The 12,725-nt window shown below is 31.4% G+C and carries 10 protein-coding genes; 5 read left to right on the top strand and 5 right to left on the bottom strand.

All coding sequences use genetic code 11. The annotated features are described in order from the left end of the window. Window positions 1-441: 441 nt before the first annotated feature. Window positions 442-1,746 carry a hypothetical protein gene (locus tag ACECE_RS0217405; RefSeq protein WP_010249540.1) on the bottom strand — a complete coding sequence of 435 codons (1,305 nt, stop codon included), beginning with the start codon at window positions 1,744-1,746 and terminating at the stop codon, window positions 442-444. Next, window positions 1,739-3,394 (bottom strand): hypothetical protein, encoded by a 1,656-nt coding sequence (locus ACECE_RS0217400; protein WP_010249538.1) that lies wholly within the window; start codon window positions 3,392-3,394, stop codon window positions 1,739-1,741. Before ACECE_RS0217400 ends, ACECE_RS0217405 begins: the two co-directional genes overlap by 8 nt. A gap of 578 nt (window positions 3,395-3,972) precedes the next feature. On the opposite strand from ACECE_RS0217400, the gene dndB reads away from it, so the two are divergent. Genes dndB through ACECE_RS0217375 form a run of 5 tightly spaced genes read left to right on the top strand, consistent with a single transcriptional unit; the run spans window position 3,973 to window position 10,221 of the window. Next, window positions 3,973-5,049, top strand: a complete 1,077-nt coding sequence (gene dndB / locus ACECE_RS0217395; RefSeq protein ID WP_010249537.1) for a DNA sulfur modification protein DndB — start codon at window positions 3,973-3,975, stop codon at window positions 5,047-5,049. 13 nt (window positions 5,050-5,062) lie between these two features. Then, window positions 5,063-6,466, top strand: a complete 1,404-nt coding sequence (gene dndC, locus ACECE_RS0217390; RefSeq protein WP_010249535.1) for a DNA phosphorothioation system sulfurtransferase DndC — start codon at window positions 5,063-5,065, stop codon at window positions 6,464-6,466. Beyond that, window positions 6,453-8,645 carry a DNA sulfur modification protein DndD gene (gene dndD / locus ACECE_RS0217385; RefSeq protein ID WP_010249534.1) on the top strand — a complete coding sequence of 731 codons (2,193 nt, stop codon included), beginning with the start codon at window positions 6,453-6,455 and terminating at the stop codon, window positions 8,643-8,645. Before dndC ends, dndD begins: the two co-directional genes overlap by 14 nt. Next, window positions 8,642-9,016 (top strand): DndE family protein, encoded by a 375-nt coding sequence (locus ACECE_RS0217380; RefSeq protein WP_010249533.1) that lies wholly within the window; start codon window positions 8,642-8,644, stop codon window positions 9,014-9,016. The genes dndD and ACECE_RS0217380 overlap by 4 nt, the downstream gene beginning before the upstream one ends. Next, window positions 9,013-10,221 (top strand): cysteine desulfurase family protein, encoded by a 1,209-nt coding sequence (locus ACECE_RS0217375; protein ID WP_010249532.1) that lies wholly within the window; start codon window positions 9,013-9,015, stop codon window positions 10,219-10,221. Before ACECE_RS0217380 ends, ACECE_RS0217375 begins: the two co-directional genes overlap by 4 nt. A 27-nt stretch (window positions 10,222-10,248) precedes the next feature. Here ACECE_RS0217375 and ACECE_RS0217370 read toward each other — a convergent pair whose 3' ends face one another. The 3 genes from ACECE_RS0217370 to ACECE_RS27970 all read right to left on the bottom strand — a co-directional run. Next, entirely contained in the window at window positions 10,249-11,220 is a 972-nt protein-coding gene (locus tag ACECE_RS0217370) for a restriction endonuclease (RefSeq protein WP_010249531.1), read from the bottom strand. A gap of 18 nt (window positions 11,221-11,238) precedes the next feature. Next, window positions 11,239-11,943: a hypothetical protein gene (locus tag ACECE_RS0217365; RefSeq protein ID WP_010249530.1), complete on the bottom strand. Its 705-nt coding sequence runs from the start codon at window positions 11,941-11,943 to the stop codon at window positions 11,239-11,241. A 37-nt stretch (window positions 11,944-11,980) separates the two neighbouring features. Further along, window positions 11,981-12,725, bottom strand: a 745-nt coding sequence (locus tag ACECE_RS27970) for an ExeA family protein (RefSeq protein WP_010249529.1), incomplete at its 5' end; no start/stop codon positions are given.

The following is a 12,725-nucleotide window of genomic DNA, read 5'->3' as shown; positions in this document are numbered from 1 at the left end:
CTAACCATGAGAAGTAAGTACATAAGTACTTTTGTGTTTGAACCAGCTATCCTTTATACGTTCAATATATATCTATAGTATAATAGAATATAAGGAAAGGAGTTTAATAGAAACAATTATGTGGATAATCGTAATTATCAAACTGGTTTCAGCTCTGAAAGAATTAGTAAATAATTACCTTCAGGAGTTGACAACAATCCTCGTCCCCTATGTCATAACATAAGGCAATTTTATTATATCACTATAACGAATAATTGTCAAAAAACAGAATAATTAGTTATAAACACTACCGTTTGAATTATTAAGTCACGATTCCAGGTTTAGTGTCAAATAGATTGTATATGTATATGCAAAACCATTTTATAGCCCATCAGAGCTCTGGTTTATTTCTTTGTTATAATCTATGGGTATGACTTCTCTGCACTTACTCTATTTTTAATTTTATTCATCTTGAAGCAATTTTATTTCTTTTATAATATCATTAATAGGATTAACTTTCTCTGCTTTATCTCTTAAGAGCAAAAGATAGTCCTCGATTATTTCCTTTGATTCCGGATCAGCTATCGTTGGCAGTAACTCATTTAGGTCATTGATATATTTCTTTAGATTCTGATATTTAAACCATTCTTCAATATGGCGATCTATATCCTGATTAAATTTAATTCGTTGTTGGTTTTTCGCTTCTATTCTTTGTTTTTCTTTTAAGTTCTCTGCTTCAATCTCGTAAAGCCGCTTCTCTTCCTTCCTTCTTTTTTCATATTCCCGCTGTGAAATATATCTAGCAATCGACGCTTCATTTGCAATTTTGAACAAAGATATGAATATTTCACCCAGTTGCTTTTCAAGCAGTTCTTTTGAAGAATCTTGAAAGCATAGCCTTTTGTAGCATTTTTCTCTAGACTGATTGTTAAGCTGCTCAACAAAATCAATTTTCAGCAACCCACTATACATCTTTTCATACATTGGTTTGAATTCTGTATATATACTACTTTCCTTATAATCCAGCAATTTAGATCTTTGCTTAATCATGATTTCACTCATTTCAAAAGAAAATTCATGATTAAAAACCATGAATATGGCATTGTCCTTATTACCATGATTAATAATTATCTTTCCACCTAGTTCACTAACCAAATTGATCAAAGTATCTATTATTCTCAGTGCCCGGTTGATTTGTTTTTCTGAGACTGATATCGGCAAAACAGCTATATTTTCGCGATATGGCGTTTTATGCTGGATAGACCAAAAGAAATCGGTGTATCTAAAAATATCATGGAATTTATGTTCTTCATCTCTTGCTTTTCTATATTGATTTTCTTTTTGATATTCAATTATTAATTTGTTATAATTATCAATTTGTTTAGGAACTTGAATTTTTTCACACCATTGAATAAACCTTTCTTTTGATTCCAGAGTCAGAAGCTCCATTCCATCCAAAACCTCAAGCTTGCTGTCTGGTATGTTTGAAATATCTTTAATTTCGATAATATGTTTTTTATCCTCTATATTTATAGATTGCTTAATTATTTTTATAGGTGGCAATTTAGGCTTCGGAACCGATTCTTTACCTGCTTGGAGTTTTGCCCAATGCCCCACAGGCGGTAAAGGTATTTCAAGCTTAATGCACCTTTTTCGCAATCCATTATCAGATAAGCCATAACGCTTTGCAACTGTCGTCATTGGCTCATTCCATACCTCATTGTATAGTTTTTCCCTTTCATTAAGAAAATCATCTTCATTATACATACTTTTGCTCCTCTACGCAAAATGAGAATCCACCCCTGAGAAGGACATCAACAAGCTCTTCAAGATCCTCTCTGCTGACTATACTTTCCGGAACAAAATAACGGCATATATTATCATTGAAAAGTGCAGAGATACCTCCAAGAAAATCCGAATACTTATGGTAACCATATGTATTTAAGTATACATCGTCTTCTTTTCTTATTTCGCTAAAAATGCTATAAACATCATGAATGTTAGACAAGTGAATTCCTAATATGCAATTTCTTATTTCACTTAACTTGTCCAATTTCTCTTCTAATTCATGCCCATAGCATTTCTTTTTAAAAAGCGAAGGAATATCAATTACAAGTTTCATATGATATTTTCTCTCTTTGACTGTCTTTCTTATATTTAATATATCTTCAACTGTCTGCATCAAGTATTTGGGTTTTGAATAGTGCCTCTCAGGAGCATTGATCATAACGATTTTCAAATCAGTATATTTTTTCATGGCTTTTTCTAATATATTATATTTTTGAAAAAAATCTTCTTCCCCATAATTGTTTGATACTATCGGCGGAAAAATCTCTATAACAGCAGGAGGTCGGTATTTTGAAAAAGCTTCATGCAAATTAATTATTACGTTCGATAATTCCTTCTCATCCTTCCATATAATATCATTGTCCTTATTATATGATAGCCGGAGAATATATGATGTTCCTGGATCATTATTAATGAAACCATTATATGTTTCGATAAATGATTTACTGCACTGAACATCTGGCGGGTAAGCAATATCTTTTACTTTAACAGGAAACAGAGCATTAATGTTTTTTACTATTTTGACTCTTCCAGTTGAAACACAAAGATTAACATACTCAGACCAGTAATCCGAATCTTCTACATTATCAAATATCCAATTGTACATCATGAGCATTTCCAGTTCACCTTTTTTCCCTTCGATAAAAGGACGGTTACAATTCTCTTGGTACACTTCATCAATTGAAAAGGGATTATTGTTGTATCTGTGATTATATCTATTAATGCGATAATGCGTTTCAGATTTGCTATCATATTTTCTTTCAATATACCGTTCATTATATTTCCACATATAGTCTTCTACAAATCGAACTACGTTTACTTTATATTCTATATATATACTCTTAACCCAGCCTATTAACAAATCATCAAGGTATATATAGCTTGAGAAGGAAGGCTTTTCAGTTTCATTATCTTTAATCTCTTGCACTAGTAATACCAAATCATCTTTATAATTTTCTACACCTGTTCCTTTTACTTTTGGGCTATTACAAAATGAATTAACTGCGTTTTCATAGTCTTCTTCGCAGTAAAATAACTCATAATATCTCAAATCAGATATGTACTTTTTTAATGTCCGATCTATACGACTTTTATATTCTTTATAATACCGAAGTATAAAATCTTTACTTTTAGGATATGAGTTTCCAATTTCTTCACTTATTTTCAAAAGAGTTTGTTCGACTTTAATATTTTCATAATCATAAGCTTCAGGATTAAGGTAGTTATTAAAGTAATCCATAACATACTTAATTACAGTAGTCATATTTTCAGCATGGTTCTGGAAATTAAATTCATCAATCTTGTCCTTTTTCTTCATTTGTAAAATATACTGTTCAACAGTAAGCATACTTCTACCTCCTCACTTGATAGTAAAGAAATACAGTTTATCTATGTTAACTTGCAAGTACTTTATAGTTTATCATTTTTATTCATTCCGAACCTATCCAACACTTAAAATAATTCAATACATGAGTATACATTACACCAATTATTCTATCGTTTATATTAGGATGCACATATTAATTTTCAAGTAAAATGACTACTTTTGATACTATAAATATATTTACTTTGGCTGAAAATAACTTTTGTTCACCAACTCCCACATTATTAATTTTAGTAGTACAATTCATCTTCGTTTGCTTTTAACTTACTCAAAAAACAATATGTAACCTCTTAATCAAGGCTATTTCAGAATCCTACCAGTATTTTACCATATCACTTTACAAATTTAAACCACTTTATTCCTGTACCCCTAAACCTTATCAAACGTCAAATGACCTGTATTTCTTTTTTAAATTCAGTTATGTCATAAAAAGATATTACGTCAATAATAGCCTAATAAAACTTTCAAATTATGTATTGACTCAATACCATAGTTTAAATATACTTAAGTAGAAATAAATTTTACGTACGTAGAGGAATATCATGACTTCAAAATTCACTTTTTCATTCCCTGCAATTAAAGGGATACAAGCAAAAAAAGAATATTATGTAGCAATGTGCCCTTTACGAGTTATTTCTAAAATATTTCAGACTTCTGAAATTGATTTACCTCCTGAATATAGGGCTCAAAGAACATTAAATACAACAAGAATTCCCGAAATCACTGATTACATTATTGATAATCCGGAAGACTATGTTTTCTCTTCCCTCACTGCATCAGTTGATGGAGAAATGTCTTTTGAATCATATATGGATATGGATTTGGGTAAACTTGATATTTCCATGGACGCTAAATTCCTTATAAATGACGGTCAACATCGAAGAGCAGCAATAGAAGAAGCTCTTAAATTAAATCCTGAACTTGAAAAGGAAACAATATCGGTTGTATTTTTTAAGGATAAAGGCCTAGTAAGAAGTCAGCAAATGTTTGCGGACTTAAATAAGCATGCTAAAAACACTACAAAATCAATTGGTATTTTATACGACAGTAGAGACCAACTATCATTGTTGGTTAAAAAGGTATTGGATGAAATCCCATTATTAAAGCAATTTACAGATAAAGAAGCCGATAATTTATCAAAGTTTTCACCTAAGCTTTTCACTTTAACAAACATTTATAGTTCTATAAGCTGTATTATAAGTAAAAAACGTGGAGATATTTTAAGTAAAAATGATGAGAAGTTTGTTTTAGAGTATTGGAATTTACTGTGCAACACCATTTATGAATGGAATCAGGTAAAGTCTAAAAAGCTTAGTGCTTATGAATGCAGAAAGAACTTTATAAATGCTCATGGTGTAGTTTTAATTGCTTTAGGACATTTGGGAAATTACTTTTATCAAAATGGAATCAAAGATTATTCTGATAAAATCAGCTGTCTTAATAAAATTGACTGGAGTAGATCAAATGTTAAAGATTGGACAGGCCGAGTAATAACATCAAATGGCAAAATAAATAAAAATACAACAGCTATAAAACTTACATATAACAAGATAAAAGAGTTATTAGGTTATGAATTGAATTCTGAAGAAAAAACACTGGAAGACACATTAATTTATTAGGTGGATAAAACAAATGAGTAATAGTTATTTTGAAGAAAATTCAATAAATGATATTTTGGATGAAATCGAATCTGTGTATCTTCATGATCTAAAGCCTTGGGTAATCGGCTTTAGTGGAGGCAAAGATTCAACAACCGTTTGTCAATTGGTATTTCAAATGATGCAAAGACTTCCTAGAGAAAAAAGGGTTAAACCCATTTATATTGTTTCATCTGACACAATGGTTGAAAATCCTATAGTGATAGACTATTTAAAGAAAATGTCAGATATGATTAAACAAAGCTCAAGAGACCAGGACTTACCTATTTATGCAGAAATGGTACACCCAAAATTGGAAGATACATTCTGGTCACTGGTAATAGGACTTGGTTACCCTACCCCTGAACCACCAGGATTTAGATGGTGTACAGATAGATTAAAAATTAATCCATCAAATAGATTTATAAAAGAAAAAGTTGAATCCGATGGCGGAGTTGTAGTTCTTTTAGGTGTTAGAAAAGCCGAAAGTATTGCTAGGGCCAGAAGAATTGAAGGAAGAAAAATTGTTGGTAAACTTTTAAACAAGCACGAAGTTATTGAAGATGCTTATGTATATAATCCTATAACTGAATTAACAACTGAAGATGTATGGAATGTTTTATTAAACACTAATAACGGTATTTCTCCATGGGGTTCAGATAATAATTACTTACTATCATTGTACAAAAATGAAGACGGCGGAGAATGTCCATTTACTATCACTGATACAAAAAAAGACAAAGACATGCCTACGTGTGGTAATACAAGGTTTGGGTGTTGGGTTTGTACTATGGTTAAGGTAGATAAATCTCTAAAAGGATTTATTGAAAGTGGTGAAGATTGGCTTATACCATTACGTGAATTTAGGACTTGGTTACTTAGTGTAAGAAATGACCCAACCATGAGAGATACAAAACGTAGAGATGGTAATGTTTATGAAAAAGGTGATGGAAGTAGAGGATTTGGTCCATTTACACTTTATGGTCGAAGAATAATTCTAAAAAAGCTTCTTGAAACAGAAAACATAGTTGAAAGAGAAGCAGGTATAAAGCTAATAACTCTTGATGAACTAAAAAAAATAGATGAATTATGGGATAATGAAGGTGACCTTTCAAGAAGAATGCTTGTAGATACATATAAAGAAGTTAAAGGAATTGAACTCGATTGGGATAAATATAAAAAGCCTATATATGATGACGATGTTATTGAAGAATTAAAACAATATTGTCAGGAATATAACGTTGAGTTTGAATTAATGAGTAAACTGATTATATCAGTTAACAATAATAAGTTCATTACAAGGAAACCTGTTTTAAAAGAAAGCTTTGAAAAGATATTGAAAGAAAATTGGCTCCATTATAACAACGTAAAAGAAGGAATTAAAGATGATAATAAATAGAATTGGTCTTTGTAATTTTGGATCCTTTGACGGAGAAGTATTATTTGATATATCGATCAATGATACAAATAAAAATGTCATACTGGTTGGTGGAAAAAATGGTGCTGGGAAAACCACCTTATTTACTGCCATTAAAATTGGTTTATATGGTCCCTTGGCATTAGGTTATGACACAACTAGTTCCAGCTATTATAGAAGAGTTAAGAGACTAATAAACAAAAATTCATTAAGCAAAAAAAATGTAAATACATACGTTACACTTGAATTCATTTTAGAAGAAGAAAGAGAATTGTCCTCCTATAAATTGATAAGAAAATGGAAATATGAAGATCAAAAACTTGTTGAATCATTCAGCGTTACAAGAAACGGAATTAATCTATCTGAAGAAGACCATGATAGATTTGAAAACTTCTTAAAAACGTTAATACCACCACAGCTTTTTGATCTATTCTTCTTTGATGGTGAAAAAATCAGTGACTTCTTTCTAGATGGTAATTCTTCTAAGAATTTACGTGATGCACTTCTATTGCTTTGTGGTTATGATACATTCGATATAATGCATAGCAACTTTAAAAGAATCCACAGCAAAGGAAGTTCCGTACATTTAGATGAGGATGAAAAAAATGTATCAACCTTATCCGAAGAATTTGAAAAGAATAAAACATTGCTTGATACCGAAAAAGAAAAACTTATATCTATAGAAAATGAAATTAAGAACCTTAATGAAAAACTTGCTCAACTGGAAAAGGAGTTTAGAAAAGCCGGGGGATTATTAGCTCAAGAAGTGGCGAAGTACAGAAACGATATTTCCAAGGAAGAAAAATTTAGAGAAGAGAAAAATGAATGGTTGAAGGATTATGCAAATAATCAATTGCCGTTTCTTTTGGTAAAAGACCTTGTTCAAGACGTTAAATCTCAGATAATAAAGGAAAATAAGTACCAAAAATACATTGCTATAAAGGATTCCCTAAATGAAGACTTTTTAAAGCAAGTTATTAACGATGAAATAGCTAATTCAAAAATTAGAATAGTTGATGAACACAATAATAATACAACCAACTCTTTCTCTTCGGTACTTGCGAAACATATAGATGATAAAATAAAACCTGATTTTGATTTAACCCAATTTAAGCCTATTCATTATTTATCTCATGATGATGAAAACGATACACTAACCTTAATCAAAGATTTAGAAGAAATTAATTCTGAACAGGTTAAAAATTGTAAAGCAGAAATAAAGAAATCTATCGCTAAAGCTCAAAATCTAAGAAAGAAACTTGAAGCTTGCGAAAAAAATGATGAAATGATATTAAATTTCACAAAGGAAATAGATATTACTAAAGCTCAATTAAATGATGCTTTTGTTGAAAAAGGAAAAACAGAAATACAAATAGACAATCTATATAAAAATGTATCAGAACTTGAATCAAAACTAAAAAAAGCACGCGAGATTCTTGCAAGTTCGAGAAAGGAAAAATCAATTATTGCTTTATGTGATAATGCAAGTAAGCTTTTAGCAAATTATATTCCGGTATTGGTTAATAAAAAGCTAGATATTGTTAAAGAAAATTTCATGTTCATGTTTAAACAGCTAATTGCTAAAAAAGACTATATTCATAGCATTGATATAGACAGTAATTTTAATGTTACACTGTATAGAAGAAATATCCAGTCAGTAAGCACTTTAGAAACAATGCTAACTAAAATTGGAATGGAAGCTTTTGAAGGTCAAATGGGTACTCAATGTGTTGATACATTATTGAAAGCATTAAATATCAGTAAAAAGTCCGAATTAGAAAAGGTTCTATCAAACCTGCCTGCTGATCAAATGTTTGAACTGCCAGTTAAAGTTGATATAAAAGGCTTTTCAAAAGGAGAACAGCAAATATATATAATGTCTTTGTACTGGGCATTGATAAAAATGTCAAATAATAAAATCCCATTTGTCATTGATACTCCGTACGCTAGAATTGACAGCATTCATAGAGAGAGAATAACTACATCTTTCTTCCCTACTTTGAGCAGTCAGGTGATGATTCTTTCAACAGATGAAGAAATAAATAATGAATACTATGCCTTAATTAAACCATATGTTTCAAAAGAATTTTTGATTACATATTCAGATGCAGAATATTGCACAAATGTTGAAGAGAAATACTTTTTTGAGGTGGTATCATGATATTTAGATTAAAAACATCAAAAAGAACAATGGAAATTTACGAGGACTTAGCTAAAAGAGTTAATTTGCAACCTTTTGCTCTTGCTAAGCTATCAATAGCTTTATCTTTGAAAGGTGATGTAGAAAGCTTGAAATTTGATACAGATACCAATGGGTTAGACTTAAATAAACAAACTATAACAGGTAAATATGATGTTATGTTTAAATGCCTAATTGAGATGCACTGTGGCGATCATTTAAAAGATGAAGACTACTTCCCAAAATATGTTAAAGCTCATATAGATAGAGGTGCACAAATGCTATATAATGAGTTTAGGTTCTCAAAAGATTTCATTTCTTATCTTGCAGGTTTGGAAGGTGAAGCGATATGATATATCTTGACAACAGTGCAACTACCCCCATTGATCCTGAAGTAAAAGATGCTATGCTGCCTTACTTAACTGAGGAATATGGTAACCCATCCAGTAAGTATTATATCTTAGCTGAAAACGCTAGAAAAGCCGTTGAAGAAAGTCGTGAAAAGATTGCACGGCTTATAAACGCTGATCCTGATGAAATTATTTTTACAAGCTGTGCTTCTGAAAGTAACAACATGATAATTAAAGGTGTTGCAGACTATAAAAAATATGTCGAGAATAAAGGAAATCATATTATAACTTCAGTTACAGAGCATAAATCAGTACTACGGCCATGTAAATTTTTAGCTGGATATGAAGATGCTTTGACAAATAAGGAACGAAATAGGTTGAAGCCCGGGAAGAAAGTTGAGCGTAAAATAGATAGAGGTTATGAGGTTAGTTTTCTTCCTGTAAATGGATATGGACAGGTTGAAGCTGATGTTTTGGAAAATGCAATTAAAAGTACAACTACCTTAGTGTCTTTAATTTGGGGCAATAATGAAATTGGAACTCTAAACCCTATTATTGATTTAGCTGCTTTGTGTAAATCAAAAGGAGTACTGTTTCATTCTGATGCAACTCAGATATTGGGGAAAGTTAAGATAGATGTAAAGGACGTACCTGTTGATTTTCTATCATTTTCCGCACATAAACTATATGGTCCAAAAGGGATTGGGGCTTGCTATATCAGGAAAGGTAATTATGGATTGAAGCCTGCTATGACTGCTTTAATTCATGGAGGTAGCCAAGAAGACGGTTATAGAGCTGGTACTCATTGCGTTCATAATATTGTTGGATTTGGTAAGGCAGCTGAAATCGCTCTGAGGGATATGGATAGCTATTTGCCAAAAATAATGGAGTTGGAAAAGCAGTTCAAAGATGCTTTAAAAAACGCAAATCCAAATGTAGAGTTTAATGGGCACACGGAGCAAAAAATCCCTGGAGTGATTAGTGTCACTATTCCAGGAGTTAATAATGAGTTGCTTATTAAAAAGATAAAGGATTCTGTTGCAATTTCAACAGGGTCAGCTTGTTCCGCTGATGAACCTTCTTATGTGCTTGCTGCTATTGATAGAGGAAATACCACTAGGAATACTGTTAGGATATCACTTACAAAAAATACTACAAACAATATTCTTGCTGAATTTATCAAGATATTAGAAACAGAATTTGCATAGCATGTAAATTCTGTTTCTAATATCCTGTTACATAGACAACCACTCTAAAAATTTATCTTTATTGAATATATTATTAGAATTTAGTCCTATCCCCTTTAACAACAATAGAATCGAAACCTCATAACCACTAAACAAAACAATTCCTGTTCTTTCTGCTGTTTTTATAGCTCCAGGTTCAAAATGCGATGTAGTTATAAATGTCCCAACTACAGGTTCTGCAAGTTTCCCATTTGTACCCAGGCTTGTAGAATTACTCCTCTCAAGATAGTAGCTTCCTAATAACTCTCGAATTTCACTTGGTGAGATTAAATTATCGCTTTTATATCGTTTAGCTTGTCCAATAATTTTTACTCTAAACTTTTTCCCATTTTGATGAAAATCAACCAACTGTTCTGCTATTTCTGAGTAGATAAATAATTCAGAATTATATTCAAACATGTCTGCATAGCCCCAAAAGTCAATGCCGTCATCTCCTGAACGTTTAGTTACATTACTTTCATTAACACCAACTAACAAAAGAAACTTTTTACAGAATTTCTCAAATTCGTATGGTTCAAGATTATACAATAGTGTATTTATTGTATCTAAATGTCTTGAAACATTTCTTAATTTTGTTTTAAGTGCATCATCGTTTACATCTGGAATGCTAAATCCCTTAATATAAACTTCTCTAGATAGTGGGTATTCTATCAATTCAAAAGATGGAATAATTCTTTTTGATATTTGTTTTTGAATAATATCTTTAAGTCCATTAAAGAATTTGTCAAATAGTAATTTGCCTATCGCATCCTCTTCAACTTCACTATTTGTGGGAGATTGCAACATAATTTTCTTATCAATTATACATTCTTCCCCAACAAGTTCATATGATTGAATCTCACTAAATCCCTTACTTATCAGATAATTTTGTATATACTCTTTTAATCTTATTGGTCTTAAATCACATGAAATATTGCTTCCCATATCTACAATTAGCTTTTTTAAATCTTCGTTTCTCAATTAGATTCCTCCTAACCACTAAGCTAAGTCAGGGTTTACACGTTGAACATCATCTCGAAGACTTTTTAGTTCATTAATTATTTTATCAATAAGTTGTATTTCAGCTAATGTAAAATTCAGCAACTTCTTTCTAGGAATCTGATTAAGAGTTTCTAAAAAATTTTGTGCTTCATTATTCCAATCTGATACATCCTGATTTCTTTTTAACAAGTGAAGTGCTGTCTCTGTATCAAGTTCATCATTAACAACTTTTGAAAAATATAAGTTGTCCTTTCCTGAAACTTCATATTCCTTTAATGCAGCAAAATTCCTCATATCCCCAGGGTTGGTAATTCCATTTTTGCGACGCAATTCTGATTCAATATTTTTTTCACCACATAGAATCATTTTATAAATTTCATGGAGATTTATAATATTATCAAACTTAAAAGTTTGTTCTCGCCAACCTAACCACTCTTTAAGAACTGTCTTTTTTATCATCTCTTCAAAAAGAGTGAAAAACTTAGGATTTGCATACTGACCATACTCTTCATCGTTTTTCATTTGCTCGAGTGCTTTAAATGCTCTGTAATAACGAGTAACATTTATAGGTGTCATTCCAAATTTATCACCAATAATAGAAAATGAAATATTTTTTCTATCATGCAAATTTGCGATAACTGTCGCTGCTCGGTCTGTTTGACCGCTCTTTGCCCAAATTTTGTGTCCGTATATTTTGCTCATTAACCCTGTCCGATACTTCACCGAACAGGGTAATTAATTACCAATTGAATTCATCTTCAATTATGAGCCTTACTACATGATCATCTATCAACTTTGTTTGCCTTTGTGCTGCGTGCATCAGGCAGGCTATACATACTTTATTGATTTTCCTTGCTACTCCATGAGAATAGTCATAAATTTCGCCAATAGCCTTCTCGGTAAATATATCCCTGGTTTCTCCTGCATATTCAAGATGCTTTTTGATGTATTCTCCGGTTTGTTGCCGATCGTAAGGGGTAAGGTGATAACGTATATCTATCCTTTGGCATATTGCCTCATATATCTGTTTTTTCAGAACATCTCTAAGTTCACTCTGTCCCGCTAGAATTAAACTCATTGGATTGTATGAATCCATCTTAAAGTTTAAGAGAAACCGTACTTCCTCTAGCATTTCTCTTGATAAAAGATGTGCTTCGTCTGATATTATCACTGGTATCCTCTTTTGTGTTTCTATGAGGTTCGATAGCTCACGGGTTAACTGACGTTTTGCATCTCCTCTGTAAAATTTTGCTTCGCAACCTAGTTGGTTTAATACCTCCCAGTAGAAATTTCTTGGTGTTAAAGATGAATCACTTATGTACATTACCTTGTAACGATTGATATCAAGGCTATCTACTAACTTTCTTAGCGCTGTTGTTTTTCCTGTTCCAACATCACCGGTTATAACTGCAAACAACCTATTTCTTGCTGCATACTGCAATCTTTCACATAATTCTTCTATACTCGGAGTACTGTACAGTTCT

This window comes from Acetivibrio cellulolyticus CD2 (assembly GCF_000179595.2).
Taxonomy (GTDB): Bacteria; Bacillota; Clostridia; order Acetivibrionales; family Acetivibrionaceae; genus Acetivibrio; species Acetivibrio cellulolyticus.
The sequence above is the reverse complement of the archived record's forward strand: the minus strand, read 5'-3'. Positions and strand labels throughout refer to the sequence as shown.